The organism is Streptomyces sp. AHA2, from assembly GCF_036857595.1.
Lineage (GTDB): Bacteria > Actinomycetota > Actinomycetes > Streptomycetales > Streptomycetaceae > Streptomyces.
In genome coordinates this window covers 236,443-261,913 of sequence record NZ_JAUQWJ010000009.1, presented here as the reverse complement: position 1 = coordinate 261,913, position 25,471 = coordinate 236,443, and the positions used below count along the sequence as shown (strand labels likewise).

At 73.8% G+C, this 25,471-nt stretch carries 26 protein-coding genes; 10 read left to right on the top strand and 16 right to left on the bottom strand.

Annotated elements, in window-relative coordinates; genetic code table 11:
- The first annotated feature begins 34 nt into the window (after positions 1-34).
- Positions 35-484 (top strand): GNAT family N-acetyltransferase, encoded by a 450-nt coding sequence (locus Q5694_RS20665; protein WP_333934658.1) that lies wholly within the window; start codon positions 35-37, stop codon positions 482-484.
- A gap of 30 nt (positions 485-514) precedes the next feature.
- On the opposite strand, the gene Q5694_RS20660 is transcribed toward Q5694_RS20665, so the two are convergent.
- On the bottom strand, positions 515-649 hold the full coding sequence (locus Q5694_RS20660) for a hypothetical protein (RefSeq protein ID WP_333934657.1): 135 nt from the start codon (positions 647-649) through the stop codon (positions 515-517).
- A gap of 139 nt (positions 650-788) precedes the next feature.
- Between Q5694_RS20660 and Q5694_RS20655 the strand changes: the two genes are divergently transcribed.
- A complete protein-coding gene (locus Q5694_RS20655) occupies positions 789-1,451 on the top strand; it encodes a class I SAM-dependent methyltransferase (RefSeq protein ID WP_333934656.1) in 663 nt (220 codons plus the stop codon).
- Here Q5694_RS20655 and Q5694_RS20650 read toward each other — a convergent pair.
- Positions 1,410-1,910 (bottom strand): DUF402 domain-containing protein, encoded by a 501-nt coding sequence (locus tag Q5694_RS20650; protein WP_333934655.1) that lies wholly within the window; start codon positions 1,908-1,910, stop codon positions 1,410-1,412. The genes Q5694_RS20655 and Q5694_RS20650 overlap by 42 nt on opposite strands.
- On the bottom strand, positions 1,891-2,820 hold the full coding sequence (locus Q5694_RS20645) for a GNAT family N-acetyltransferase (protein ID WP_333934654.1): 930 nt from the start codon (positions 2,818-2,820) through the stop codon (positions 1,891-1,893). Before Q5694_RS20645 ends, Q5694_RS20650 begins: the two co-directional genes overlap by 20 nt.
- 71 nt (positions 2,821-2,891) lie before the next feature.
- Between Q5694_RS20645 and Q5694_RS20640 the strand changes: the two genes are divergently transcribed.
- Complete coding sequence (locus tag Q5694_RS20640) at positions 2,892-3,260, top strand: GntR family transcriptional regulator (protein ID WP_333934653.1); 369 nt, start codon at positions 2,892-2,894, stop codon at positions 3,258-3,260.
- Positions 3,261-3,285: 25 nt separating this feature from the next.
- Here Q5694_RS20640 and Q5694_RS20635 read toward each other — a convergent pair whose 3' ends face one another.
- From Q5694_RS20635 to Q5694_RS20610, 6 genes are all read right to left on the bottom strand, one after another.
- Complete coding sequence (locus Q5694_RS20635; RefSeq protein WP_333934652.1) at positions 3,286-4,056, bottom strand: DUF72 domain-containing protein; 771 nt, start codon at positions 4,054-4,056, stop codon at positions 3,286-3,288.
- A 33-nt stretch (positions 4,057-4,089) separates the two neighbouring features.
- Positions 4,090-5,184: a DUF5925 domain-containing protein gene (locus Q5694_RS20630; RefSeq protein ID WP_333934651.1), complete on the bottom strand. Its 1,095-nt coding sequence runs from the start codon at positions 5,182-5,184 to the stop codon at positions 4,090-4,092.
- A gap of 73 nt (positions 5,185-5,257) precedes the next feature.
- Positions 5,258-6,058, bottom strand: coding sequence for a polysaccharide deacetylase family protein (locus tag Q5694_RS20625; protein WP_333934650.1), 801 nt, complete (start codon positions 6,056-6,058; stop codon positions 5,258-5,260).
- Positions 6,055-7,110: a glycosyltransferase gene (locus Q5694_RS20620; protein WP_333934649.1), complete on the bottom strand. Its 1,056-nt coding sequence runs from the start codon at positions 7,108-7,110 to the stop codon at positions 6,055-6,057. Before Q5694_RS20620 ends, Q5694_RS20625 begins: the two co-directional genes overlap by 4 nt.
- Positions 7,107-7,928 (bottom strand): glycosyltransferase family 2 protein, encoded by an 822-nt coding sequence (locus tag Q5694_RS20615; RefSeq protein ID WP_333934648.1) that lies wholly within the window; start codon positions 7,926-7,928, stop codon positions 7,107-7,109. The genes Q5694_RS20620 and Q5694_RS20615 overlap by 4 nt, the downstream gene beginning before the upstream one ends.
- A gap of 512 nt (positions 7,929-8,440) precedes the next feature.
- On the bottom strand, positions 8,441-9,646 hold the full coding sequence (locus Q5694_RS20610; RefSeq protein ID WP_333934647.1) for a S8 family peptidase: 1,206 nt from the start codon (positions 9,644-9,646) through the stop codon (positions 8,441-8,443).
- Between the two features lie 346 nt (positions 9,647-9,992).
- Between Q5694_RS20610 and Q5694_RS20605 the strand changes: the two genes are divergently transcribed.
- Positions 9,993-10,799, top strand: coding sequence for an SGNH/GDSL hydrolase family protein (locus Q5694_RS20605; RefSeq protein WP_333934646.1), 807 nt, complete (start codon positions 9,993-9,995; stop codon positions 10,797-10,799).
- Positions 10,800-10,832: 33 nt separating this feature from the next.
- Here Q5694_RS20605 and Q5694_RS20600 read toward each other — a convergent pair whose 3' ends face one another.
- The 4 genes from Q5694_RS20600 to Q5694_RS20585 form a co-directional block, all read right to left on the bottom strand.
- Positions 10,833-12,461 carry a serine/threonine-protein kinase gene (locus Q5694_RS20600; protein ID WP_333934645.1) on the bottom strand — a complete coding sequence of 543 codons (1,629 nt, stop codon included), beginning with the start codon at positions 12,459-12,461 and terminating at the stop codon, positions 10,833-10,835.
- A 79-nt stretch (positions 12,462-12,540) separates the two neighbouring features.
- Positions 12,541-14,127 (bottom strand): nickel transporter, encoded by a 1,587-nt coding sequence (locus tag Q5694_RS20595; protein ID WP_333934644.1) that lies wholly within the window; start codon positions 14,125-14,127, stop codon positions 12,541-12,543.
- A complete protein-coding gene (locus Q5694_RS20590; RefSeq protein WP_333934643.1) occupies positions 14,124-16,058 on the bottom strand; it encodes a tetratricopeptide repeat protein in 1,935 nt (644 codons plus the stop codon). Before Q5694_RS20590 ends, Q5694_RS20595 begins: the two co-directional genes overlap by 4 nt.
- A gap of 101 nt (positions 16,059-16,159) precedes the next feature.
- Complete coding sequence (locus tag Q5694_RS20585; protein WP_333934642.1) at positions 16,160-17,692, bottom strand: DUF4331 domain-containing protein; 1,533 nt, start codon at positions 17,690-17,692, stop codon at positions 16,160-16,162.
- 227 nt (positions 17,693-17,919) lie between these two features.
- On the opposite strand from Q5694_RS20585, the gene Q5694_RS20580 reads away from it, so the two are divergent.
- The 4 genes from Q5694_RS20580 to Q5694_RS20565 all read left to right on the top strand — a co-directional run bounded on the left by Q5694_RS20580 (position 17,920) and on the right by Q5694_RS20565 (position 20,533).
- A complete protein-coding gene (locus tag Q5694_RS20580; protein WP_333934641.1) occupies positions 17,920-18,462 on the top strand; it encodes a sigma-70 family RNA polymerase sigma factor in 543 nt (180 codons plus the stop codon).
- Positions 18,459-19,280 carry an anti-sigma factor gene (locus tag Q5694_RS20575; protein WP_333934640.1) on the top strand — a complete coding sequence of 274 codons (822 nt, stop codon included), beginning with the start codon at positions 18,459-18,461 and terminating at the stop codon, positions 19,278-19,280. Before Q5694_RS20580 ends, Q5694_RS20575 begins: the two co-directional genes overlap by 4 nt.
- 126 nt (positions 19,281-19,406) lie before the next feature.
- Positions 19,407-19,673, top strand: coding sequence for a hypothetical protein (locus Q5694_RS20570; protein WP_333934639.1), 267 nt, complete (start codon positions 19,407-19,409; stop codon positions 19,671-19,673).
- Positions 19,674-20,086: 413 nt separating this feature from the next.
- Positions 20,087-20,533 (top strand): SRPBCC family protein, encoded by a 447-nt coding sequence (locus Q5694_RS20565; RefSeq protein ID WP_333934638.1) that lies wholly within the window; start codon positions 20,087-20,089, stop codon positions 20,531-20,533.
- Here the strand turns inward: Q5694_RS20565 and Q5694_RS20560 are convergent.
- From Q5694_RS20560 to hmgA, 3 genes are all read right to left on the bottom strand, one after another.
- Positions 20,530-21,690: a type ISP restriction/modification enzyme gene (locus Q5694_RS20560; protein WP_333934637.1), complete on the bottom strand. Its 1,161-nt coding sequence runs from the start codon at positions 21,688-21,690 to the stop codon at positions 20,530-20,532. The two genes, Q5694_RS20565 and Q5694_RS20560, sit on opposite strands and share 4 nt — an antisense overlap.
- A gap of 70 nt (positions 21,691-21,760) precedes the next feature.
- Complete coding sequence (locus tag Q5694_RS20555; RefSeq protein ID WP_333934636.1) at positions 21,761-22,510, bottom strand: GntR family transcriptional regulator; 750 nt, start codon at positions 22,508-22,510, stop codon at positions 21,761-21,763.
- A 27-nt stretch (positions 22,511-22,537) separates the two neighbouring features.
- Entirely contained in the window at positions 22,538-23,890 is a 1,353-nt protein-coding gene (gene hmgA, locus Q5694_RS20550; RefSeq protein WP_333934635.1) for a homogentisate 1,2-dioxygenase, read from the bottom strand.
- 153 nt (positions 23,891-24,043) lie between these two features.
- Between hmgA and Q5694_RS20545 the strand changes: the two genes are divergently transcribed.
- The gene (locus Q5694_RS20545; protein ID WP_333934634.1) at positions 24,044-24,760 is read left to right on the top strand and encodes a hypothetical protein; all 717 of its coding nucleotides are present in this window, start codon (positions 24,044-24,046) and stop codon (positions 24,758-24,760) included.
- A gap of 7 nt (positions 24,761-24,767) precedes the next feature.
- Positions 24,768-25,388 carry a TetR/AcrR family transcriptional regulator gene (locus Q5694_RS20540; protein WP_333934718.1) on the top strand — a complete coding sequence of 207 codons (621 nt, stop codon included), beginning with the start codon at positions 24,768-24,770 and terminating at the stop codon, positions 25,386-25,388.
- Positions 25,389-25,471: the final 83 nt, after the last annotated feature.

The window sequence follows — 25,471 nt, the reverse complement described above, 5'->3', positions numbered from 1 at the left end:
GCTCAGCCTGGCATCAGGTAGGTACCGTCGCGGCATGGCGCACGAGGACATCCGGCCGGCCGTCGCCGCCGACGTACCGGCCGTCACGGCCGTGGTCGACGCGGCCTTCCGCCCCTACGCCGAGCGCATCGGCGGGGAACCGCAGCCCATGCGGGCGGACCACGCGGCGGACGTGGCCGCGGGCAAGGTGTTCGTGACGGGCGACCCCGTGACGGGGCTCGTCGTGGTCGAGGCGCGCGAGGACCACCTGTACCTCGACACGGTCGCCGTCCACCCCGCCGCGCACGGCACCGGCATCGGGCGACGGCTGCTGCGCTTCACCGAGGCCCACGCGCGCGCCCTGGGCCTGCCCGAGGTCAGGCTCTGCACGAACGTGCTGATGTGGGAGAACCAGAAGATCTATGCGAGGTACGGCTACGAACTCGTGGAGCGGCGCCCGCAGGGGCCCTGCGACCGCCTCCACTACCGCAAGCGGCTGCTCTGACGCGCGCGTCTCACGGCCGGCACCGGCCGCTCATGCCTCCGGCCACCAGGTGCGGGCGATGTCCTTGCGGATCTCCGGGCGCCCGGCGGGGCGCTCGTCCGCCTCCTCGCGGACCCGGCGGGCGTCCGTCTTCTTCAGGGGCTTCTGCACGGTCGTACGGCGCATGGCTGCCTCCTTACGTGTCCACCGGGTTCCGCGTTCTCACGGAGGTAGACCTTTCGGGGGAGGGTTGCTCATCGCTCCTGATCTGTCAGTGGCGGCAGTCACGCTCGGGTTGTCAGTGGCGGGCGTCACTGTCGGGGCCATGACGACGCCTGAAAGCGAACCTGTGACCTGCGCCGACGTCGACTGGGACGCGCGGGCGGCCTCCTTCGACGAGGAGCCGGACCACGGCCTGCGCGACCCCGCGGTGCGCCGCGCCTGGGCCGCCCGGCTGCGCGACTGGCTGCCCGGACCGCCCGGTGACGTCCTCGATGTCGGCTGCGGCACCGGCAGCCTGTCACTGCTCGCGTGCGAGCAGGGGCACCGGGTGACCGGCGTGGACCGGTCCCCGGCGATGGTGGCGCTGGCGCGGCGGAAGCTCACCGGGTGTGACGCGGTGTTCCTCGTGGGGGACGCTGCGTCACCGCCTGTCGCGGAGGGGCGCTTCGACACCGTGCTCGTCCGGCATGTCCTGTGGGCCCTGCCGGAGCCCGCCCGGGTCCTGCGGCACTGGCTGGGGCTGCTGCGACCCGGCGGGCGGCTCGTCCTCGTCGAGGGCGTCTGGGGCGGCATCGACCCCGTCGGCATACCGGCCGAGCGGCTCCTCGCCCTGCTCGCCCCGGTCGCCGGGCGGACCCGCCTGGAGCGTCTGTCGGGCGATCCGCTGCTGTGGGGCAAGGAGGTGACGGACGAGCGGTACGCGGTGGTGGCGACGAGCCGGGTGTCAGGACGGCAGCGCGGTGAGCCGCCCGCCGCGGGCCAGTGACTCCAGTTCGTCGAGCGCGGCCAGGGCGGCTGCGGCCGCCGCCGGGTCCGTCACGGCCAGGGAGCTCTCGGCGAACTCGTCCTCGTCCAGGCGCCGTACGTCCGTGCCGTCCGCGCCGCACCACAGGTCCAGGTCGAGGTCCTCGACGACCAGCTCCGCTCCCGAGCGGCGCGCCGGGCGCGTGACGTCGCAGTACCAGCCCTTCAGGGTGCCGGCGGCGGAGCGGACCTCCTTCACCGCGTACCAGCGGTCCCGCCAGTAGTACTCGGTGAAGACGTCCCCGGGCTCGAAGCGGACGAAGCCGAAGTCGCGCACGCCCTCACCCGCCCACGGGGCGCGCACCGCGATCCGCGTGCCGTCGTCGGACAGCAGCTCGCCGGTGTAACGGATCTTCGTGCGGCCCGCCTTGACGAGCACGACCTCCAGCGAGGCGGGCCGGTCAGCCGAGTTCGCGGACATACCTGACCTCCGTCGCGCACACCTCGTAACCGAACCACCGGTTGACGGCGATCATGGGCTCGTTGCCCGTGTCGTTGCCGGTGAACGCCTCCCGGCAGCCCGCGGCGCGGGCGCGGTGCAGGGAGTCGTTCTTGACGAGCTTGGCCAGGCCCCGGCCGCGGAACTCCCGGGCCGTACCGGTCATGGCCGTGCCGTAGCGGCCCTCGCCGTCGGTGTAGGCGACGGTGAAGGCGGCGGGCCGTCCGTCGACGACCGCGACCGTGGTCAGGTCCGTGTCGAGCAGCGGATGCTCGAAGTTCTCCTCGACCCAGGCTTCGTAGTCCGTGAACTCGACGTCGATGTCGCTCGGTTCGTCCGAGGACGTGGCCGCGTCCAGCTCGAACAGGGGACGCGGATCGCCGGCGAAGTCCGCGGCGGTGCGCAGCTCGACGCCGGACGGCGGGTCCTGGCGGGGCGGCAGCGTGCCCGCCGCCAGATCGAGCCGCAGGAAGTAGGCGGAGCGGCTGGCGGCGAAGCCCCTCCGCTCGGCGAACGCCCGGTTCTCCGGCTCGTCCAGCACCCAGGCGAACAGCCTGCGGACCCCGAGCGCCGCCAGCCGCTCCTCGGCGGTACGCAGCAGCAGGGAGCCGGCACCGCGCCCCCTGCGCCCGGGACGCACGTAGATGTTGGCCGAACCCTGCCCGGGCTCCGGGCTGTCGTGGGCGACACTGATCTGCGCCGTGCCGATGACCTCGCCGTCCTCCTCGGCGATCAGCTGACCGAAGTGGGCGTCGGGGTGGGCGTGCGTCAGGGTGTGCAGCACCGCATCGGGCGTGGACAGCATGTAGGGCAGGGCCAGGCGGCGGGTGGCGGAGAACCCCTCGGCGTCGGCTCGGACATCGGGTCGCAGGTCGCGCACGATCACGGTCATGGGGGCGGACGTTACGCGGGCATCCCTCGGGGGTGCCTCTCATTTTCCGCGGGGTGCGGGACAATCGGCCCGTGAGCCTGAAGATCGACATCGACGACAGTGCCCCGCCGTACGAGCAGGTGCGGGCGCAGATCTCCGAACAGGCGCGCTCCGGTGCGCTGCCGGTGGGGTACCGGCTGCCGACCGTGCGGGGCCTGGCCGAGTCGCTGGGGCTCGCCGCGAACACGGTCGCCAAGGCCTACCGGGCGCTGGAGGCGGACGGGGTGATCGAGACGCGGGGGCGCAACGGCACGTTCGTGGCCGCCGCCGGTGCGGCCGCCGACCGGGAACTGGCGTCGGCCGCGCAGGCGTACGCCGAGCGGGCCCGCCGGCTCGGGCTGGACGAGGACGCCGCGCTGGCCGCCGTCCGCGACGCCCTGCGGGCGGCCTACGGGAGTTGAGACCCGGCCCCGGCACCGCGGCCCCTCACGTGCGGACCAGGTGCTCCGGTGTCCGGGTGGGGTCCAGGCCCGCCGACCGCCCGATGCGCGCGAAGGCCATGGCGTCCTCCACCGCCGCGCCGCCCGGATCGTTGTTGAAGTACGCGTAGACGTCCTCGCCGGCGGGCCAGGTGGTGGCGATGCGGTCCAGCCAGGTGGCCAGCGAGCGGCGGCCGTAGCGGGGCCAGGGCCGGGCCCGCCCCTGGTGGAAGCGGACGTAGCCCCAGTCGGCGGTGCGCCACAGCGGGGTCGCCGGGCGGGCCAGGACGTCGGCCCAGCACAGGGCGGCGCCCCGGGCCTGGAGCACCGCGCGGACCTGCGGGGTCCACCACGAGTCGTGGCGGGGCTCCACCGCGACCCGGGTGGCGGCGGGGAACCGGGCCAGGCAGGCGTCCAGCAGGCCCGGGTCGGCGCGCAGGGTGGGCGGGAGCTGGAGCAGCACCGGGCCGAGCCGGTCGCCGAGGCCCGCCGCGTGGCTCATCAGCCGGTCCACCGGTTCCTCGGGCTCCTTGAGCCGCTTGATGTGGGTCAGGTAGCGGCTCGCCTTCACGGCCACCACGAAGTCCCCGGGGACCCGCTCCCGCCAGCCCTCGAAGGTCTCCCGCGACGGCAGCCGGTAGAAGGCGTTGTTGATCTCGACCGTGGCGAAGTGCGCCGCGTACTCCTCCAGCCAGAGCCGCACCGGGAGCCCGGACGGGTACAGCACGTCCCGCCAGTCCTTGTACTGCCAGCCGGACGTGCCCACGAAGAGGGTCATAGCCCCATCAAAACACCGGCGCGCACGGACCTCCTACAGATACAGGCCCGCGTCGGCGTCGCCGCGCGGCTCCGGCAGGGACGTCGGGGACGTGCCCCGGCGCAGTGCGTACAGCTCGGCCAGCGTGGCGCCCTCGCGGCCGACGCCCTCCTCGCGGCCCAGCCAGCCCACCGCCTCCGCGCGGGTCAGCGGGCCCACCTCGATGCGGGCCAGGCAGCGCCCCGGCCGCACCACGGCGGGGTGCAGGCGCTCCAGGTCCTCGTTGGTGGTGACGCCCACCAGCACGTTGCGCCCCTGGCCGAGCAGTCCGTCGGTCAGGTTCAGCAGCCGGGACAGCGCCTGGCCCGCGGTGTGCTTGGCCTCGCCGCGGATCAGCTCGTCGCAGTCCTCCAGGAGCAGCAGCCGCCAGCGGCCCTTGCCCGTGGCGTCGTCCTCGCCGATGGCGATGTCCATGAGGTAGCCGACGTCGGAGAACAGCCGCTCGGGGTCCAGGACGCAGTCCACCTGGCACCAGTCGCGCCAGGACCGGGCCAGGGTGCGCAGCGCGGACGTCTTGCCGGTGCCGGGCGGGCCGTGCAGCAGCAGCAGCCGGCCCGCGATGTCCTCGGGCGTGGTCTTCATCAGCCGGTCCATGGCGTCCGCCACGGGCGCCGTGTAGTTGACCCGGATCTCGTCCCAGGTGCCCGCCGCGATCTGACGGGTCGTGCGGTGCGGGCCGCGGCGCGGGGAGACGTACCAGAAGCCCATCGTGACGTTCTCCGGCTGCGGTTCGGGTTCGTCCGCCGCCCCGTCCGTGGCCTGGTCGAGGATCTTCTGTGCCAGCTCCGCGCTGGTCGCCGTCACCGTGACGTCGGCGCCGCGGTTCCAGCGGGAGATCAGCAGCGTCCAGCCGTCGCCCTCGGCGAGGGTGGCGCTGCGGTCGTCGTCCCGGGCCACGCGCAGGACGCGCGCACCGGGCGGCATCAGTGTCGCGCCGGAGCGGACGCGGTCGATGTTCGCCGCGTGGGAGTACGGCTGCTCGCCCGTCGCGAAACGGCCGAGGAACAGCGCGTCGACGACGTCGGACGGGGAGTCGGAGTCGTCGACGTTGAGCCGGATCGGCAGCGTTTCGTGCGGGTTTCCAGACATGCCGCCATGATCCGGCACGGGGCCGCCGCGTGCACCCGTTTTCCGGTGCACGCGGCGACCCCGCCCGGCCGGGTCAGCCGCCGGAGCCGGCGAGGGTGCGGACCGCCCGCCGCGCCCGGCGGACCACCGCGTACCCCTTGGTGAGGGCGCGGTCCCCGGCGAACGTCCGGGCGATCGCCCGGCCCTCGACCATCCGCTCGAACTGGTCGATGCCGGTGTCGCGGCGCACCGTCACCCGCCGCAGGGCGTACGGCCCCTGCGCCCGGTGCGCGAGGCCGTTGCCGACGGCGAGGGCCTGGGCGTACCCCGTCTCGCGCACCGCCTGCCGGACCCGCCGGTCGGAGTAGCCGTAGGGGTAGGCGAACGAGGCCGGCACGGAGCCCAGCTGGTCGGAGATGATCTCCTTGCAGTGGATCAGCTCGAACCGCAGAGTGGCCTCGGAGACCTGGTCGAGCTGCGGGTGGCTGTGACTGTGCCCGCCGATCTCGACGCCGGCCGACGCCAGCGCCCGGACCTGGTCCCAGTCCAGCATGGTGTCCAGGCCGCCCCCGGTGTCGTACGGTCCGCGCAGCCACCCGGTCGTGACGAACAGGGTCGCCGGGAAGCCGTGCTCGGCCAGGGCCGGCAGGGCGTGCCGGTGCACGCCCTCGTAGCCGTCGTCGAAGGTGACGAGCACCGGCCGGTCGGGCAGCGGCCGGCCGGAGCGCCAGCACGCGGCGAGTCCGGCCGTGGTGAGCGGCGTGCGGCCCCGGTCGGCGAGCACCGCCATCTGCTCGGCGAACGCCTTCGGGGTCACCGACAGGGCGCGCGTCGCCTCGTTCGGGTCGGTGGCGACCGCGTGGTACATCAGGATCGGCACCCGCGCGTCGGTCACGAACCGGCCCCTTCCGGTACGGCCCGCGGCCCGCGGCCGGTCCCGGCCCGAGCCTCCCCCCGGGGCGCCCCGGCGCCCGTCGTCACCTCGGGCACCCGGAACGTGGTGCCGCCCCGGCGGGCGCGGACGGTGCCGACGAGGTAGCCGCACGCCGCCGTGAGGACCCCGGCGACGATCGCGCCCGCCCTGCCCGCACCGCCCGGCCGGGCCAGCAGGGCGTCCCGCAGTCCCCGGGCCACCCCGGCCGGCAGGACCCGGGTGGCGTAGCGGCGTTCGGACTCCAGGCCCTTGTCCGTGCCGACGCTGCGGGCCACCAGTGCCTTGGACAGGCCCTCGGCATAGGTGCGGGTGCGGAAGTAGCGGAAGCGCTCGCGCGCCTCGGGCACGCGGTGGTGGATGACCGCCCGGTCATCGATCAGCAGCACCGCGTCGGGCCGGGCCCGGGACAGACGGATGCACAGTTCCGTCTCCTCGCACCCGAGCGGGCGCTTGTCCCCGTCCCGGCCGATCCCGGTGGCGAAGCCGCCTGCCGCGTCGAAGGCGCTGCGGCGGAACGAGGCGTTGCCGCCCAGCACGTTGCGCACCCGGACCCGGCCGGGCGGCAGGCCGCGGTAGCTGCAGCCCACCACCCAGTCGAACTCCTCCGGGAACCAGTCCGGCCGCCGCCCCGACGCCCAGACCGGCACCGTGCGTCCGCCGACCGCCGTCACCCGCGAGTCGGCGTACGCCTCCGCGAAGTACCGCAGCCAGTCGCGCTCGGCCACGGCGTCGTCGTCGAGGAAGGCCACGATCTCGCCGCGGGCCGCGGCGATACCGGTGTTGCGGCCGGCGGACAGGCCGCGGGGGCCCGCGTTGGCGAGCACCCGCACCTCACCCGCCTCCTTGTACTCCCGCTCCAGCCGGTCCCGGAGCGTGTCGTTGTGGTCGACGACCAGCAGCGTCTCCCGTGCGGGCCGGGACTGCGCCCGCACCGAGGAGACCGCCGCGAGGATGTCCTCCCAGCGGTCCTCGGTGTACGCGCAGATCACGACGGAGACGTCGGGACCGCTCAAGACACCTCTCCCCGCACCGCCGCCGGCACCGACGACCGGGACGAACGGCGCCGCAGCGCACGCCGGTTGGAGCGCTCCCGGAGAATCACCCGCAGCACGCGCAGACCGTCCCGCACGGCCCGCAGGTTGCTCGTTCCGTGGATGCGCAGATACTCGTGGCTCGGGATCTCCTGCACCTTGAGCCCGGCCTTCACCACTCGGATGTTCATCAGGGTCTCGACCTCGAAGCCGGTGCAGTCCAGGTCGATCTTGTCGAGGCAGTGCCGCCAGAAGGCGTTGTAGCCGTAGCACAGGTCGGTGTACCGGGCGCCGAACTTGCGGTTGACGGCCGTGCACAGCGCCCAGTTGCCGAGCTTGCGGATGAAGGTCATGTCGTCGGTGCCGCCGCCGTTGGCGAAGCGGGAGCCCTTGGCGAAGTCCGCGCCGGAGACCAGGGCGGAGACGTACGACACGATCTCGTTGCCGTCGGCCGAGCCGTCCGCGTCGACCATCACGATGATGTCGCCGGTGCACGCCTGGAAGCCGGTGATCAGGGCGTCGCCCTTGCCCTTGCCGCGCTGCTCGACGACCTTGACGCCGGGCCACAGGTCACGGGCCACCGCGACGGTGTCGTCGGTGGAGTTGCCGTCGACCAGGACCACCTCGTGGATCCAGTCGGGCAGGGTCTTGAAGACGTACGGAAGGTTCTCCGCCTCGTTCATCGCCGGGATGACCACGCTCACGGGCGGCGCGATGGCCAGGTGCGAGGAGACGGGCCGGTACTTGGCTGCGGTCGGCGGATGATCCTCCGTCACGGCCGGCTGCAGAACTGAGCTCATGAGTCTGGTCCCTCTCGTCCGGTGGACCGCCCCCCCAGGGCAGTCCGGATCCAGTCCGGTTCGAAAGGGGGGTTCTCACCCGAGGCACGCCGGGACGGCGCGGCGCGCCGGAATGGAGCTCCGGCCCGCCGGGTGAGCTGGCAAACCTGGTCGGCCGCGAAAAACGGCAGCCGACCGCGCGGCACGGCCCGGAGACCACTGCGGTCACCGAGCACGGCACCCCCCTACCGCGCCCCGCGCCGGTTCGTCGCGGTCCTTGAGCCCTCCCCTGGAGCCGCGTACTGACGGACCGATGCGGGTGAGATGTATGACGGTATTGACGATTGAACCCGTATGGCAAGACCTGGAACGGCCACTCCCGTTTTTGTTGGTTTGGCCGTCGTTCCGCGTGCCCGGTGGGACACAAGTTGACCGTTTCCCGTCGTATGAAGAGCCGTTCCCCGGAGGCGACCAGGGCCTCCGGGGAACGGTTGTTCAGGCGTTCGCCCTCGTCACGTCGGCTGACGGGGACGTCACCGGACGAGTTGCAGCAGCCGGTTCGGCGACCCCGAACCCGCGCCGGTCACCTTGCCGGTGGCGGCGCCGGCCACCAGGGCCGAGGCCACCTGTGCGGGGGTGGCGGAGGTGTGGCCCGCCAGGTAGACCGCCGCCGCGCCCGCCACGTGCGGAGTGGCCATCGAGGTGCCGGAGATGGTGTTGGTGGCGGTGTCGCTCGTGTGCCAGCCCGCCGTGATGGAGGAGCCGGGCGCGAAGACGTCCAGGGCCGAGCCGTGGTTGGAGTAGCTCGCCCGGGCGTCGGTGCTGGTGGTGGCACCGACCGTGATGGCCTCGGAGACCCGGGCCGGGGAGGACGAGGAGGCGGTGGTGTTGCTGTTGCCCGCGGCCACGGCGTACGTGACGCCACTCGCTATGGAGTTGCGCACCGCCGTGTCCAGGGCGGTGGACGCCCCGCCGCCCAGGGACAGGTTGGCGACCGAGGGGCCGGAGTGGTTGCGCGTGACCCAGTCGATGCCCGCGATCACCCCGGCCGTGGTGCCGGACCCGCTGTTGTTCAGCACCCGCACGCCCACGATCCTCGCCTTCTTGGCGACGCCGTAGGTGGTGCCCGCGACCGTGGTGGCCACGTGGGTGCCGTGACCGTTGCCGTCGGAGGCGTCGTTGTCGCCGTCGACGGCGTCGTAGCCGTGTGCGGCCCGGCCGCTGATCTGCTGGTGGGTGACGCGCACCCCGGTGTCGACCACGTAGACGGTGACACCGCTGCCCGCGCCGTCCGGGTAGGTGTAGGTGCCGGACAGCGGAAGGGAGGGCTGGTCGATCCGGTCCAGGCCCCAGGGAGCGGAAGTCTGGGTGGCGGCGAGCGAGACGCGCTGGTTCTGCTCCACCGAGGCCACCGCGGGGTCGGCGGCCAGCCGCCGGGCCTCGGTGGCCGAGAGGGTGGCGGAGTAACCGTTGAGCGCGGAACCGAACGTCCGTTCCACCGAGCCGCCGTAGCCCTCGACGAGGTTCTTGGCCGCGGCCGAGGACGCCTTCAGGCCGGTGCTCCTGTGCAGCGTCACGATGTAGCTGTTCTTCACCGCGGCCGGTGAGTCCGCGGCCAGCACCCGGCCCTCGGCCGGGGCGGCCTGGGCGGGCAGGGCGGTGAGACCGCCCACGAGGGCGGCGGTCGCCAGCGAGGTGAGCGCGGCGAGCCCGAATCTCTTGCTTCGCGGTTGTGCCATGACGGGGGAGTCCTCCTCCGGGCGGCACGCGCCCGGGTGGGGCGCGCGTCATGTGGGGGGTGCGCGCGTGCTCGCGCACACGGACCGGGGGCGTGATGTCCCGCTCCCGGCCCGGCAACAGCCTCGGCCGGACTCGCTTGACACACAAGGGAGTTGAGGACCCCTCAACAAACCTGTCATGAGCACGCAACAAGGGTGTCCGCAGGCCCTCGGCAGGCCCTCGTTCGGCGCCGGAAACACGCCGCGTGCCGTGAAGAGAACGAAAAGAACTTGGCATGGACACTTCCTGTCAACACGCGTAGCTGCTACCACGGTTGTGGCAGAGATCCTGCTAAAGGGAGGTTCCATGAGACGTTCCCGACTTGTCGTCTTCGTGAGCTCGCTCCTCCTCGCCGCCGGCACCGCCCTCACCGGGGCAGCCACGGCGCAGGCGTCCGCACTCGCCGCAACAGGCCCGTACGCAGCGCTCGGTGACTCCTACTCCTCGGGAGTGGGCGCCGGCAGCTACATCGGTTCCAGCGGCGACTGCAAGCGCAGCACGAAGGCCTACCCCTACCTCTGGGCCGCCGCCAACTCACCCTCGGCGTTCGACTTCACGGCCTGTTCCGGCGCCCGAACGGGTGATGTTCTGTCCGGACAGCTCGGCCCGCTGAACAGCACCACCGCGCTCGTGTCCATCAGCATCGGCGGCAACGACGCCGGCTTCGCCGACGTCATGACGACCTGTGTGACCCAGTCCGACAGCTCCTGCCTCTCCCGCATCAACACCGCCCGCGCCTACGTCGACTCCACGCTCCCCGGCAAGCTCGACGACGTGTACTCGGCGATCCGCTCCAAAGCGCCGGGCGCCAAGGTCGTCGTCCTCGGCTACCCCCGCTTCTACAAGCTCGGCACCACCTGCCTCGGCCTGTCCGAGGCCAAGCGCAAGGCCATCAACGACGCCTCGGACCACCTCAACACCACCATCGGCAAGCGCGCCGCTGCCCACGGCTTCGCCTTCGGGGACGTCCGCCCCACCTTCACCGGTCACGAGATCTGCTCCGGCGACTCCTGGCTGCACAGCGTCAACTGGCTCAACATCGGCGAGTCCTACCACCCCAAGGCCCCCGGCCAGTCGGGAGGTTACCTGCCGGTCCTGAACGCCAACGACTGACCACCCACCACCGGCCGCCCCGATCCCGGGCGGTCAGCCGGAGCCCGAATCCGGCTCCGTGCTCCCGCCCGTGACCGAAGGAGAAGGGGAGGCCCCGCCCGTCGGGGTCTCCGTCTCACAGGTGAGGGAGAACGGCACCGTGTCGGACGTCGTGCGCACCGGCTCCCGCACCTCGACGACGATCTCGTTCTCGAACCTCCCGGACTCCTCGTCCGTCGTCACGGTCACCGTGTCCCGTTTCGTGCGGGCGCCGCCCTCCGGGAACGACAGCGTCTTCCAGCCCCCGTCGAGCACCTGGCCGTCGCCGGTCCTCCAGCGGTAGCGCACCTCGGCCGGCAGCGTCCCCACCGTCAGCGTCGCGGTGAAGCGCGGCGCGCGGACGGCGGGCGGCGGACACGTGCCCGTGTAGTCCGTGCGCGTTCCGTCCAGTGCGACCCGCACCGACTGCGGGGGTGGGCTGCTCCGCTCGCTCTCCCGCTCGCTCGGCGTGGGGGACGGGCTCGGCTTCCCGTCCCCGGTGCCCTTCTCCGGGCCCTCGGTTCCGGCGGGCGTACCGGCCCCGCCGCCTCGGTCGGCCTTCCCGTCGCCGCCTTCGTCGTTCAGCAGTGCGTAGGTCAGCCCGCCCACGGCGAGCGCCAGCGCGATCACGCCCGCGGCCAGCACCCGCCCCGTCCTGCGGTCGCGCCCCCGGTCCGGCCCGGTCGCGGTCGTCGAGTCGGGGCCCGTCGCCCCCGTACCCCCGCGCAACGGCACCGGCGGGGCGGGGGAGGGCTCGGGGTGGACCGCCACCGTCGGCGCGAGCGCCACCGTCCCGGCCGAGTCCGCGCGGGGCGTACCGCCCGCCGCCACGACCCGCAGATCCTGCTCCGCCCGCTCGGCCGGCAGCCGCTGCCCGGGGTCCTTGCGCAGCAGTCCCGCGATGACCGGGGCGAGCGGACCCGCCCGGTACGGCGGCGGCAACTCCTCGTCCACGATGGCGCGCAGGGTGCTCAGCGGGGTGTCGTGCCGGAACGGGGAGTAGCCCTCGACCGCCGCGTACAGCAGCACACCGAGCGACCACAGATCCGACTCCGGGCCGGGCGTGCGGCCCAGCGCCCGCTCCGGAGCGAGGAACTCCGGCGAGCCGATGACCTCGCCGGTCATGGTCAGCGCGGAGCTGCCCTCGACCGTGGCGATGCCGAAGTCGGTGAGCACGACGCGGCCGTCGTTCGCGATCAGCACGTTGGCCGGCTTCACGTCCCGGTGCAGCACGCCCGCCTCGTGGGCGGAGCGCAGCGCGGCCAGCACCTCGGCGCCGATGTGCGCGGCCCGCTGCGGCGGCATGGGGCCCTCGGCGTCCAGCACCTCGGCCAGGGACAGGCCGCGGACCAGCTCCATGACGATCCAGGGCCGGCCCTCGTCCGTCGCCACGTCGTACACCGTGACCACATTGCGGTCGGCCACTCTGGCCGCCGCCCAGGCCTCCCGCTCCAGCCGGGCGTACATGCGCTGCACGTCGCCGGCCGCGAGACCGGCGGGGGCCCGCACCTCCTTGACGGCGACCTCACGCTGCAGCACCTCGTCACGGGCGCGCCACACCGTCCCCATGCCGCCCTCGCCGAGCGGCGACAGCAGCCGGTAGCGGCCCGCGATCACCCGTTCACGGCCCGGTTCTTCGGACACGGTGCCCCCATTCGCAGCCGGGCGGAATCCCTACGAGGTCTGTCTTCCCCGCCACGCCGGATTCCCTCACGAACGTGACTCAGCCCAGTGCGGATGCGGCCCCCTTGAACACCAGTCCGGCTCCGAGGACGACGACGGCGAAGGCCGAGCCGAGCGGGGCGGCGCGGCGGACCAGGGCCGCCACGGGACCCGCCGTCCAGCGCGGGCGCCGGTCCAGCAGCCGGGTCACGCCGCTGCCCGCCTTGACGACGGCGTACCCGGCGGCGGTGAGGGTGAGTGCGAGGCCCACGCCGTAGGCGGCCACCAGGAGCAGACCGAACCAGGCCTGACCCAGGGCGGCGGCGCCGACCAGCACCACGACGGCGGACGGACTGGGCACGAGGCCTCCGGCGAAACCCATGAGGATCGTGCCGCGCAGGGTGGGGGCGACGGGGTGGGAGTGGGTGAACCCGCCGTGGGTGTGCACGACGCTGTGGCTGTGGCTGTGGCTGTGCTCGTGTCCGTGGCCGGGGGAGCCGGCGTGGCTGTGCTCGTGTCCGTGGCCGTGGTGGCCGCCGTCCCCGTGCGGGTGGCCGTGGTCGTGGCCGTGGTCGTGGGCGCCGTGCGTGTGGGCGTGCGGGCGGTTGCGCAGGGCGCGGCGGAGCAGGCCGGCGCCCGCCAGTGTCACCAGCAGCCCGCTGGCGACGCCGAGCCAGGCGATCACCGAGGGGGCCGCCGCCGAACCGGCCGTGACCAGCAGGCCGAGGGCGACCACGCCCAGCGTGTGGGTGACCGTCACGGAGGCGGCCATGGGCAGGACGTCCTTCATCCGGGCCCGTCCGCCCCGGGCCGCCGCCGTCGCGGCCATGATGGTCTTGCCGTGCCCCGGCGCGAGCGCGTGCGCGGCGCCCAGGACGACGGCGATGCCGAGGGCCAGTGCGGCGAACCCGGCGGTGAGGTCGTGCCGGGCGACCAGTTCGTCCAGGGCGCGCGTCCAGCGGTCGGCACCGCGCGGCAGCACCGAGGCCGCCGGGGCGTCCCGCTCCTGCTCGGCCAGGGCCGGTCCGCCCGGGCGCACGCGCAGGGCGGCGGACGCGGTGTCGGCCGGGGAGGAGAGCAACTCCTCCGGATACCGGGTCAGTTCCCGCGACAGCGACGTCTCCGGCACGTCGGACGCGGTGAGCGTCATCCGGTCGCCCCGGGCCGTGATCTCCCGCCAGCCGGGCCCGGAGGAGGCGCCCGCGCCCCGGAAGGCCAGGGACGCGGTCCTCTCCGCGGAGTTCGTCCCCGACGGCAGCGGGGCGGTCAGCTCGCACTCCACGCGGAGCGTGTCCAGCCCCGCCTGGCCCGGCCGCACGCGCGCGTGGCCGCGTTCGACGGTGAGGGCCGCACGGCGTCCGTCGACCGTGAGCCTGCTGTCCGCCGCGGCCGCGGTGCACCGCTCACGCGCCCACGTGCGCAGGCCGAGCCGCTCGACGTCGGGCTTCGCCTGGGTCGCCGGGATCTCCGCGAGGTCCTCGACGTGGTGGACCCGGAGCTCACCCGGGGCGGCGACCAGGCCGTCGTAGCGGTTGACCGTGAAGTTGCCCAGCGGGTGGGCGCTCGCCGTGGCGGCGGGCAGCAGGGTGAGCGCACAGGCGGCCGTGAGGACGGCGGCGCCGGACGCGGACAGCCGGCGCAGGATCACCGGTTCCCCTCCAGGTCCTCGAGTGCGGCGCGGGCCTCGCGTGCGCCGAGCGGCGAGAAGCCGGGGTTCAGTTCCAGGGCGGCCCTCAGGTGCGTACGGGCCGCCCGCCGGTCGCCGGTGGCGTACTCGATGACCCCGAGGTGGTGGAGGAAGGCGGCGTTGCGGTAGCCGGTGGCGGTCGCCCGGCGGGCGTAGGGGAGGGCCTCCTCGTCACGGCCGTTGACGTGCAGGGCCCAGGCGAGGGCGTCGGCGGTGTGCACGCTGTGCCGGCGGTCCCACTCGGCGCGGGCCGCGCGCAGGGCTTGCTCCTTGTCTCCGTGGTCGGCGGCGGCCATGGCCGTGTCGAGGTCGGCGTTCACCCCGCCCGCGCGGGCCAGGGCCGTCCAGGCGTCGACGAGGGCGTACTGGTCGCCGGCCTTCGCCCGGTCGCCGTCGGCGCCGCGGTCCTCGTACAGCTCGCCGAGGGCGACGAGCGGGCCGGGCAGCGGGGAGCGGGCCACGACCCGCTCCAGCCCCTGCACCGCCGCCGCGCGGTCACCGTTCGCCGCCTGGGCGCGGGCCCGGCCCTCCAGTGCGGGGAGGTAGGCGTCGTCGGCGGCGAGCGCGCGGGCGTAGTGGGCCAGGGCCTCCTCGTACTCGCCCTGGTTCCAGGCCAGTTGACCCAGCGCCGTGGCCACGTAGGCGACGTCCGCGGGGGAGCGGGCCGAGTCCAGGGCGCGGTGCAGTACCTCGCGCGCCGTGCGCACGTCGCCGCGCAACTCGTGCACGTAGGCGTACCGGGTGAAGACCGGCACGCCGGGACGCCGGTCGTCCGCGGTCCGGGCGGCCTCGGCGGCGTCGTCGTAGCGGCCCAGTTCGACGAGCGCGTCGACACGGGTGCACAGGGCGCGTTCGTTGTAGGGGTTCCGCTCCAGGGCCCGGTCGGCGTGCGTGAGGGCGCCGGTGAAGTCGTGCCGGGCGGCGGCCAGGGCGGCACGGCCCGCGAGGGCTTGGTCGTTGCCCGGCCGGAGCGCGAGGGAGCGCCGCAGTGCGCGGTCGGCCTGCGGGTACCGGGAGGGGTCGCCCCCGGTACGGGCCTGCTCCACGTAGGCGAGCCCGAGCGTGGCCCAGCTGCCGAAGTCCTTCGGCTGGGCCCGCAGGTGACGCTGCAGGGAACCGATCGCCGTACCGAGGTCGCCCCGGGCGAGATCGCCGGGTGACAGCGCCCCGGCTGCGGACACGGCGGCAGCCTCCGTCCGGCCGTCCCGGGCACCGCCGAGGGCGATGACGCCGCCGGTCAGCGCCACGGCCAGCAGGGCGGCGCACCCGGCGAGACGCGGTCCCCGCCACCGCCGCCCCCCGTCGGCGGCCCGCCGCAGCACGGCCACGCGCCGTGCCGCATCGACGCCTCCGCCCCCGACCCCGCCGCCGGGACCGGGGGGCGGCGGCCCGGCGTGAACGGCCGTCGCCTCGGAACCACCGGTACTGCCAGGGCCGCTCACCGCGTAGCCGGCGTCTGTCGCGTCGCCGGCGTCGGCCGGGGCGCTGGCCTTCACCGTGCCGTTGACGTCCGTCAGGTCGCCGGCGTCGGCCGGGTCGTCGGAGTCCGTCGGTTCGCCGGCGTCGGCCGGGTCGTCGGAGTCCGTCGGTTCGCCGGCGTCGGCCGGGGCGTCGGAGTCCGTCGGTTCGCCGGCGTCGGCCGGGGCGTCGGAGTCCGTCGGTTCGCCGGCGTCGGCCGGGGCGCTGGCCTTCACCGTGCCGTTGACGTCCGTCAGGTCGCCGGCGTCGGCCGGGCCGTCGGAGTCCGTCGGTTCGCCGGCGCCGGCCGGGGCGCTGGCCTTCACCGTGCCGCTGGCGTCCGTCAGGTCGTCGGCGTCGGCCGGGTCGCCGGCGTCCGCCAGGTCGGTGCCGTCCGGCCGTTGCGGTGTGCTGTCGGTCGTGTGGGCAGGCATGGATTACCTCGGTCGGTCTGCTGTGCGGGGCGGAAGTCGGCGGCGCGGCCCGCGCCGTGGAGGTGGGGAACGGGCCGCGCCTGGCTGCGGGGCGGACGGGCTCAGTACGCCCGGTTCCGCATGCGGCGCCACCACATGAGGGCCGCGCCGATCAGGACGATGCCGCCCGCCCCGGCCCCGGCGGACGCGGCGATCAGGCGCGTGTCGTCCGAGCCCTGCGCACCGGCCGGCCGGAGGGCGTCGCCGAGCTGGCTGCGGACGTCGTTGCCGCCGTCCACGCCCTTCGCGAGCGGGCCGCGCGAGCCCTCCGTCGGCAGGGCGACGTACGGGAAGGACGTCTCGAACTTTTTGTCGTTCTCGTCCACCGCATCGCCCAGGTCGTTCTTCGAACCCACCAGCTCGCCCTCGACGACCTGCAGCGCCGCGTCGATCACGTCGTCGGTGAGGCGGCGGCCGTTGGGGAAGCCGGCGGTGTCCCCGTCGAGGACACCGAGCCGCTCGGGTTCGGCGGCCGGCTTGATCGAGGTGTTCAGGCGCAACTGCTCCGAAGGTGTCACCCGGGGCGGCTGGTTGAGGTCCTTCACGCCCTTGAGGAACACGTCGACCAGGTCGTTGCGCGGCTCGGCGGGCGCCGGGATCTTGTAGACGGCCTCGATGAGCCTGGGCAGCTCCGGGTTGGTGACGTTCTTCAGGAATCTCGCGTCGTCGCGGGGCGTGGACGCGTTGAACCTGTCCTTGTCCTTCAGCGGGTTGACGACCTCGTTGACCAGCGGGTTGCCCAGGCGCGAGACCTGCGTGAAGTAGCCCCGGGCGTTCTTGCGCTGGGTCGTCGACCAGATGCCGACCACGGGCTGCTCGTGCGACTCGGCGATGAGGCTGCTGGGGACCTGCAGGGCTATGGAGTTGACGTTGTAGCCCTTGAGTGTGTCGTTGCCGACCTCGGAGAGGTTCCCGCCGTAGAGCAGGTCGAAGACGCGCAGGTCCAGGAAGAACGGGTCGTCGGCCTGGCCGGCGAACGTCCGGGCGCCGCCGGCGAGTTGGTGCACGGCCTGTTCGTGCAGTGCGGCGTAGTCCGGCATCGAGGCCTTGCCCACGTTGGAGGGGGCCACGGGCACGTCGTCGGCGACCTTGGTCTTCGACACGGCCTTCAGGTGGCGCAGCTTGATCAGCTCGATGTCGTAGGTCTGCGTGACGTTGAGGTCGGGATCGTCGAGGCTCTCGACGGGACCGGTGTTGTAGAGGAACGTCTTCTTGTTCTTGGTGTGCGTCCTGAACGTGTAGCGGAAGACCAGGTCCTCCTGGGCGTCCCCGTCCCGGTCGACGCGCAGGTCGTACTGGGCGTCCTCGGCGAAGGTGAAGAAGTTCGGCCCGCCGGCGGGCTCCTCGAACGGGACCCAGTTCGCGACGATGGTCGTCGTGTCCGGCTTGTCCGGACTGACGAACGCGTACACGTCGGTGTTGTCGTACTGCGGAGTCCCCGAGATCAGGGGGGCCTCGCGGTGGCTGGAGGCGGAGGCCGCCTCAGGTTCCAGCGCGGTCGCACCGGCGGCCGCGAGCCCGCCGGCGGCCAGCGCGCCGCACACCGCGGTCGCGATGCTCCTGCGTCCCGCACCGTTCCTGGAGATAGGTGTCATGCCGTCCGTCCTCCGTGCCAACTTGCCTGACACACGCCATTCGGAGCGGCCGGCGAAGCGGATTGGTCGAATCTCAACCGTTCTTACGGCCGGTCCCGGATCTTGTTTCATCGCCGCGTGACCCGCGTTTTCGCCGTCCGGATCCGTAACACGGTCCGGAGGTGTGTGCGTTGCGAATGCCTCGTGTGAGGGGACAGGCCCGGTGCGGCCTCGGAGAGGGGGACCGAGTGGAGGCGGACGAGCTGCTGCTGCTCGTGGCAGGCGGGGACCACAAGGCCTTCGAGAAGCTCTACGGGCTGGTGTCCGGCCCCGTGTTCGGACTCGTACGGCGTGTGGTGCGCGACCCCGCCCAGTCGGAGGAGGTGGCTCAGGAAGTGCTGCTGGAGACGTGGCGGTCCGCCGCGCGGTTCGATCCCGGCCGGGGCAGTGCGATGTCCTGGATCCTCACCCTCGCCCACCGCCGGGCCGTCGACCGGGTGCGCAGCGCCCGCGCCGCCGGGGAACGCGAGCAGCGCGAGGCCCTGCGCGCGAACCAGCCCGCCTTCGACCACGTCACGGAGGAGGTCGAGGCCGGGCTGGAACGCGAGTGGGTGCGCCGCTGCCTGGACCGGCTCACGGTGCTGCAGCGCCAGTCGGTCACCCTCGCCTACTACGAGGGCTACACCTACCGTGAGGTGGCCGAACAGTTGTCCCTGCCGCTGGGGACCGTCAAGACGCGGATGCGCGACGGGCTGACCCGTATGCGCCAGTGCCTGGGAGGGGTGGCATGAGCCTGTTCCGACGCGGGGACCCGCACTCCCTGGCCGCGCCCTACGCGCTCGACGCCCTGGAACCCGCCGAGCGGGTCCGCTTCGAGAAGCACCTCGCCGGCTGCGACCGGTGCACCGCCGAGGTGCGCGCCCTGTCCGAGGACGCCGTCCGCCTCGCCTGGTCCACCGCGGCCCCGGCTCCGCCCGCGATGCGGGACCGGGTCATGGCCGCCGTACGCGCCACCCCGCAGGAGCCCGCACCGCAGGGGAGGCGCGAGGCGGCGCGGCCGCACGCCCCGCAGCTGCCGCCGCACGTCCGGGGCGTCCGGCCACCGCAGCGGCAGCGGCAGCGGACGCGGCGCCGGGTCCCGCTGTTCGTTCCCTTCGCCACGGCCACCGCCGCCGCGGCCCTCGTCGTGGCCTCCCTGTTCGCGGTGCAGGCGCACCGCACGCAGGGGGAACTGGCCGCCGAACGGGACCGCTCGCGTGAGATCGCCCACGTTCTCGCCGCTCCGGACGCCCGTGCGAGCAGTGGGCGGGACGCCCGGGGCCGCACGATCGGAGTGATCGCTTCCGCCACGGAGGGGAGCGCGGTCGTCACCCTCGGCGGACACGGCACCCCGGCGGGCGGCCGCGTGCACCAGTTGTGGCTCATGCGCCCGGGCGCACAACCTCGCTCGCTGGGGCTGTTCGAGGGCGACACGCCCCTGGTCGCAACGGGTTTGGGCCCCTCCGCGACGTCACTGGCCGTGACCGTCGAGCCCGCGGGCGGGTCGCCACAGCCCACCAGCCAGCCAGTCGTCCAACTCGCCCTGAAAAGTCTCGGATTCGGAGAGTAATCGAAGACACATCGTCAACCCCCTTACGGGGAAGGTGAATCCTGTGACCGCGATACACGTGTGCCCGGTCGGGACGATAGGGTTAACCTGCCCGGGCCGGGTGGACTCGTACGGGTGGGGAGTGACATGGAACAGATAACAGTGCGCAGCAGGGCCAGGGTCCCTGCGATCACCTGCGGGAGCAGCGCGACCAGTTCGCGTCTCGACCGCCACCTCGCGGTGCTGGGCGGCCCCGCCGTCCCCCAGCGCGAGACGGTCGAGGCCACCTCGCTGATGCGCGAACTGACCGCGCGTCGGCCGCACGACCGCAACGGCAGGGGCGCGCGCGTACGCCGCGTCTCCCTCTTCGCACCGCTGCGCCGACTGCGCCGCTCACTGTTCGGCGGCAGGTAGGGTCCCGCGCTCGGGCGGTCACACCGCCCCCGGCGTCCGCTGCGCACTCGTCGTCCGTCATCCCCACGGCACGCAGCAGGCACCGGGTGCGTTCCCGAGCGCGGCACGCCCCCGTCGACGTCCTCTCCCCGCCCGGCCGCGACCGGGGGCCGCACCCGGCTCCGACGCCCCAGCGCGCCCGCTCACCGCTCCCCGCGCGCGGGCGCGGCGGTGCCTCCACTCGCCACCGCGCTGATCGGATCCCATCGGGCGACGGCCCGCAGCCGGCCCGGCGCCGAGTCGCCGGCCTGCAGGAGCCCGCTGTCCCCGCCTGCGCGGCGCGGTGCCGGCCGGTCCACCGATGAGTTCTCGCCTCCCCGGTCGTCTACAGGAGCAACGACGACCCCACCGGGACCGAGACGCAGGAGACCGACATGAGCTCTGCACAGACCGCCGCCACCGGCGGCTTCGCCTACACGCTGACCCGCACGCTGGACGCTCCCGCGGACGCGGTGTGGCGGGCGTGGACCACCCCCGCCCAGTACTCACGCTGGGCGTACGCCGCCGAGGGGTCGGTCGAGATGGACGTCCGGACCGGCGGTGCGTGGAAGGCCACGGTGGTCACCCCCGACGGCGGGCAGGTCCCGCTGACCGGCTCCTACCTGGAAGCCGTCGAGAACCGGCGCCTGGTCATCGGCATGGACGTCCCCGGCCGCCCGGAGCCCGCCGTGATGACCCTGGGACTCCACCCGGAGGGCGACCGGCGGACCCGGATCGAGCTGCACCAGACGTGCGACACCGCCGAGGAGCGCGACATGGCCGAGCAGGGCAGCACCATGCTCCTCGACAGCCTCGAAGCCTTCCTGGGCAAAGAGAGCTAGAGCAGCGCGAGTTGGCCCTCCGGGCCTTCCTCCGGGCCGTCCAGGACGGAGGCGGGACGGCGGGCCGCTGCCGGTGCGGGGAGGACACCCGCCTCGGTCAGCTCCGTCGCGGTGACCGGGTCGGGCACCTCCGGTCCGCCCTCCGGCGGCCGCAGGTCGGCGAGCAGCGCCAGGACCGTGATCAGCTCCAGCAGTTCCGAGGTCCAGGTCTGCGGCCACACGGTCGGGCGGATCGCCGCGAGGGTGCCCGGTTCGGGCTCGAAGACGCGCGCCGCGAACCACTGCTCCAGCACCCGCACCCCGCCCGCCTCGACGTCCCACGCCTGCGGCGGCACGGGGGAGATGCGGCCCTCGTCCACGAAGAGCGCCTCCTCCTCGCGGTCGTAGCGCAGGGTCAGGGGGCGGGAGGGCAGCGGGGCGCGGACGTAGGGGCGGCGGCCGCCGGGCAGTTTGGGACGCTCCCCGTCCCGGCGCATCAGCCACAGCAGCCGGTGCCCGTGCTCCAGCCCCCGCTCCCAGGTCTCCCGGTCCCCGGTGAGCGGGACGGTGAGGTCCGGCCGGACGGCGGCCGCGATCCACGCCAGGACGTCGAGCGGAGACGGAGCCGCACCGAGGCGCCGGCCCAGGTGCTGCGCCAGTCCGGGCGCCAGGTTCGGCTCCCGGCCGCCGGGGCGGCGGAACAGCGGGCGGACGCGGCCGGGGCGCAGCAGGGGGAGCAACGAGGTGAACAGCAGCGGGGAGTCGAGCGTCCCCGGGGCCTCCACGACGAAGACCTGCTTCTCGTCGGCGACCCGCCACAGCTCCGGGCGTGCGGCGTCGATCAGCCGCTGGTCGGGGATGAGCCACTGCTCGTCGAAGGGGGCGAGCAGGACCCGCACCGGCTCCGGGCAGGGGCCGGACGCACGCGCCAGCCGTTCCGTGCCGGCTCCGGTCCGGCCCGGCAGCCGGCCGACCGCCGTGTGCAGGGTGCGCGAGCGCGTCGGCTCGAACAGCGCCTCCCGGTCGGGTCCCTCGGCCTTCATCAGCGCGTCCCAACGGGCTTTCACACAGGCCGCGTCGGGGCCCGCCGGCCACCCCCGGCCGAGCCGCGGCGGTGCGACGGACCACGGCATGAGGTCCGCCAGCGGCGGAGCGTCGTCGTGCGTCACGCCCCGCATCGTACGACGTGTGCCGGCCCGCCAGGGGGCGCGGGCAACCGCCCCGCACGCCCTTCCCGGTCCGCGGCGCTCAGGTCGCGTCCAGGGTCACGGTGAACGAGAACCGGTCACCCCGGTAGTGGATGACGGCCACGTCCAGGGCCCGCCCGTCGGCGTCGTACGTCACGCCGGTGTAGTGCAGGATCGGGCTCAGCAGGGGCACGCGCAGCAGCCGGGCGGTCTCCGGATCGGCCAGCCGCGCCTCCACCGTGTCCGTGATCCGGCTGATGTCCGCGCCCACCACGTCCCGCAGCACCTTCGTCATCGGCCACCGCACGAGGTCGTCCAGGTCGATCCGCGCGGCGAGTTCGGGACGCACGTGGTTGCGGGCGTGATTGGTCGGCTCCCCGGTCTTCTCGTCGCTGCGCAGCCGGTGGTACGTCGACACCTCCGCCAGGTCCGGGAAGAACTCGGCCAGGTCCCCCGGGACGGGGACCGTGCCGTGTGCCAGCAGTTCGGTCGTCATCCCGGACTGCTGGGCCACGATCGCGTCCACCGAGCCGAGCAGCCGCACCGGGGAACCCCGGCGGGCGTCCGGCTCGATGAACGTGCCCCGGCGGCGGTGGCGGGAGATCAGCCCCTCGTCCTCCAGCTCCTTCAGCGCCTGCCGCATGGTCAGCACGCTCACGCCGTAGTGCCCGGCCAGCTGCTCCTCGGTGGGCAGGCGCAGCGGGTCCTGGGGCGAGCGGCCGAGGATGGAGGCGCGCAGCGACTGCGACACCTGGTACCAGAGCGGCAACTTGCGGTTCAGGACGATCGAGTCCGGGGCGAAGGAGGTCACGGGGCCATCCGTACCGTCAGCAAATGATCAGTGCAAGGGGCGGAAGTGCCGCTCGAGGCCCTGCCACACGTCGTCGTAGCGCTGCTGGAGGTGCTCCGCCCTCGCCGCGTGGGGGGTGAGGGTCAGCGGCCAGCGCGTCTCGAACATGAACGCCAGGCCGTCGTCGATCTTCTGCGGCTTCAGCTCGGCGGCGCTCGCCCGGTCGAAGGTCTCCCGGTCCGGGCCGTGCGCCGACATCATGTTGTGCAGCGAGCCGCCGCCCGGCACGAATCCCTCCGCCTTGGCGTCGTAGGCGCCCTCGATCAGGCCCATGTACTCGCTCATCACGTTCCGGTGGAAGTACGGCGGCCGGAAGGTGTCCTCGCCGACCAGCCAGCGCGGCGCGAACACCACGAAGTCGACGCCCGCCAGGCCCGGGGTGTCCGACGGGGACGTCAGGACGGTGAAGATCGACGGGTCCGGGTGGTCGTAGGTGATGGTGCCGAGCACATTGAACCGGCGCAGGTCGTAGACGTAGGGCACATGGTTGCCGTGCCAGGCGACGACATCGAGGGGGGAGTGGTCGTAGGTGGCCGTCCAGAGGTTGCCGCAGAACTTGTTCACCACCTCCACCGGCCCCTCGACGTCCTCGTAGGCGGCCACGGGGGCGCGGAAGTCCCGGGGATTGGCCAGGCCGTTCGCGCCGATCGGGCCGAGGTCGGGCAGGCGGAACGGAGCGCCGTAGTTTTCGCACACATAGCCGCGGGCGGAATCGTCCAGCAGCTCCACACGGAAGCGGACACCACGCGGGATCAGCGCCACATGGCCCGGCTCCACATGCAGCAGGCCGAACTCCGTGCGCAGCAGCAGCCCGCCGCGCTCCGGCACGATCAGCAGTTCGCCGTCGGCGTCGCTGAACACCCGGTCCATGGACGCGTCGGCCGCGTACAGGTGGACCGCGATGCCGGTGCGCTGGGTGGCGTCGCCGTTGCCGCCCAGGGTCCACAGGCCCGCCAGCCAGTCGGTGCCGGGCGCGGGGTCCGGCAGCGGGTTCCACCGCAGGCGGTTGGGGTCGGGGACGGTCTGGGTGAAGGGGGCGGTGCGCAGGGAGCCGTTGTGGACGCGGGTGAACGCCGGGTGCGCCGCCGAGGGGCGGATCCGGTACAGCCAGGAGCGGCGGTTGTGGGCCCGCGGCTCGGTGAAGGCCGTGCCGCTCAGCTGCTCCGCGTACAGCCCCAGCGGCGCTCGCTGGGGCGAGTTGCGGCCCTCGGGCAGCGCGCCCGGGACGGCTTCGGAGCTGTGCTCGTTGCCGAAGCCGGAGAGGTAGGTCAGTCCTTCGGCGGTCTTCCGCGCTTCCCCGCGCTCGACTGCGCCCGCGCGGGTGGTGCCCCCATCGCCCATGTGTGCTGCTCCCTCGCCAATCGATTCCTATGGGTCACCGTAGGATTGCGATTTCCCAGGCGCAAGGGGGACGCGCCCCTCCTCTTCACGGATGACCGGAACCCGACTTGAGGACGATCCGCCGCTCCGGACGTGTGTTCTACGCTCCCGGGCATGTCGTGGACACGTGGACCTCTCGCCGTGCTCGCGGTCGGTGTCCTCGTGACGGCCGGACCCGCGGGCTGCGGCTCCGGCGGTGATGACGGGGAGCGGAAGGGCTCGCCCGCCCCCGTGGGCCGGCTGCTGGACGACCGGGACCAGCAGGGGCGGGCCTACCGCGAGGTGGAACCGGAGGGCGCGCCCGACGTCGGCGTCGAGGTGCAGCCCGACGCGGCGGGCGCCTGGGCGGTACGGCTGACCGTGCGGAACTTCCGCTTCTCGCCGGCCGGTACCGCGCCCCGGGCGGCCGCGGGCCGCGGCCTCGCGCACCTCTACGTCGACGGCCGCCCGGTCGCGCGGCTCCGCGCCCCGGAGTACCGCCTGGCCGCCGACCTCGTCCCACGCGGCACGCATCACGTCACGGCCCGCCTCCACGCCGACGACGGCACGGTGTGGGCGGTCGACGGCGAGCCGGTGGAGAGCACGGCCGACATCACGGCGTCCCGTCCGGAACCGGTCGAACCGTCCCCCGGCGACGGGGGCGGGCGGACATCCCGGGGCGCGACCGATGGGCGGGCCGCCCCGGGCGGGGGACAGGGGCCGGCCCCGACCGCCGCGGACCGGGCCTGGCGGGAGCAGACCCCGACCGCCGCGGACCGCACCCTCGTGCCGGTGCTCTCGGCGGTGGTCCCGTCACCGGGCGGGGGCGTCGTTCACCCGGCCGGGCGGTAGGGGCATGATGAAACGCGTGCCCCCCACGACACCTCTGCGTCGTGCGCCCGTGCAGCGGCGCAGCGCGGAACGCCTGACCCGGATCCTCGACGCCTGCGCCGACCTCCTCGACGAGGTCGGCTACGACGCCCTGAGCACCCGTGCCGTCGCGCAGCGCGCCGGCGTGCCCATCGGCTCGGTCTACCGCTTCTTCGGGAACAAGCGCCAGATGGCCGACGCGCTGGCGCAGCGCAACCTCGAACGCTACACCGTGCGCATCGCCCAGCGGCTGGAGGGCGCCGGTGCCGAGGGCGGGTGGCGCGGGGCCATGGACGCCGTGCTCGACGAGTACCTGGAGATGAAGCGGACCGCCCCCGGTTTCTCCCTGGTCGACTTCGGCAACCAGATCCCGGTCGGCGCCCGCCAGGCCGAACCGAACCACCGCGTCGCCGACCGCCTCACCGAGTTGCTGGCCGGCCACCTCGGCCGGACGCCGGACGAGGACCTGCGCCGGGTGTTCCTCGTGGCCGTCGAGACCGCCGACACCCTGGTGCACCTGGCCTTCCGGGTCGCGCCGGACGGTGACCCGCTGGTCATCGAGGAGGCCCGGCAGATGCTGCGCGCGTACCTCGCCCGCGTGCTCGACTGAGCCCCCCCCGCAAAGACGGTGGCCCCCCGTCCCGTCGTCGCGGACGGATGCCGGGAAGGACCTCCCCTCCGTGCATACCGGTC

Excerpts from the sequence above, each read along its gene's own strand:
- Q5694_RS20665 (WP_333934658.1), top strand. The coding sequence starts at position 35 with ATGGCGCACGAGGACATCCGGCCGGCCGTCGCCGCCGACGTACCGGCC.
- Q5694_RS20660 (WP_333934657.1), bottom strand. The coding sequence starts at position 649 with ATGCGCCGTACGACCGTGCAGAAGCCCCTGAAGAAGACGGACGCCCGC.
- Q5694_RS20655 (WP_333934656.1), top strand. The coding sequence starts at position 789 with ATGACGACGCCTGAAAGCGAACCTGTGACCTGCGCCGACGTCGACTGG.
- Q5694_RS20650 (WP_333934655.1), bottom strand. The coding sequence starts at position 1,910 with ATGTCCGCGAACTCGGCTGACCGGCCCGCCTCGCTGGAGGTCGTGCTC.
- Q5694_RS20645 (WP_333934654.1), bottom strand. The coding sequence starts at position 2,820 with ATGACCGTGATCGTGCGCGACCTGCGACCCGATGTCCGAGCCGACGCC.
- Q5694_RS20635 (WP_333934652.1), bottom strand. The coding sequence starts at position 4,056 with ATGACCCTCTTCGTGGGCACGTCCGGCTGGCAGTACAAGGACTGGCGG.
- Q5694_RS20630 (WP_333934651.1), bottom strand. The coding sequence starts at position 5,184 with ATGTCTGGAAACCCGCACGAAACGCTGCCGATCCGGCTCAACGTCGAC.
- Q5694_RS20615 (WP_333934648.1), bottom strand. The coding sequence starts at position 7,928 with ATGAGCTCAGTTCTGCAGCCGGCCGTGACGGAGGATCATCCGCCGACC.
- Q5694_RS20610 (WP_333934647.1), bottom strand. The coding sequence starts at position 9,646 with ATGGCACAACCGCGAAGCAAGAGATTCGGGCTCGCCGCGCTCACCTCG.
- Q5694_RS20605 (WP_333934646.1), top strand. The coding sequence starts at position 9,993 with ATGAGACGTTCCCGACTTGTCGTCTTCGTGAGCTCGCTCCTCCTCGCC.
- Q5694_RS20590 (WP_333934643.1), bottom strand. The coding sequence starts at position 16,058 with ATGCCTGCCCACACGACCGACAGCACACCGCAACGGCCGGACGGCACC.
- Q5694_RS20585 (WP_333934642.1), bottom strand. The coding sequence starts at position 17,692 with ATGACACCTATCTCCAGGAACGGTGCGGGACGCAGGAGCATCGCGACC.
- Q5694_RS20575 (WP_333934640.1), top strand. The coding sequence starts at position 18,459 with ATGAGCCTGTTCCGACGCGGGGACCCGCACTCCCTGGCCGCGCCCTAC.
- Q5694_RS20570 (WP_333934639.1), top strand. The coding sequence starts at position 19,407 with ATGGAACAGATAACAGTGCGCAGCAGGGCCAGGGTCCCTGCGATCACC.
- Q5694_RS20565 (WP_333934638.1), top strand. The coding sequence starts at position 20,087 with ATGAGCTCTGCACAGACCGCCGCCACCGGCGGCTTCGCCTACACGCTG.
- Q5694_RS20560 (WP_333934637.1), bottom strand. The coding sequence starts at position 21,690 with ATGCGGGGCGTGACGCACGACGACGCTCCGCCGCTGGCGGACCTCATG.
- hmgA (WP_333934635.1), bottom strand. The coding sequence starts at position 23,890 with ATGGGCGATGGGGGCACCACCCGCGCGGGCGCAGTCGAGCGCGGGGAA.
- Q5694_RS20545 (WP_333934634.1), top strand. The coding sequence starts at position 24,044 with ATGTCGTGGACACGTGGACCTCTCGCCGTGCTCGCGGTCGGTGTCCTC.
- Q5694_RS20540 (WP_333934718.1), top strand. The coding sequence starts at position 24,768 with ATGAAACGCGTGCCCCCCACGACACCTCTGCGTCGTGCGCCCGTGCAG.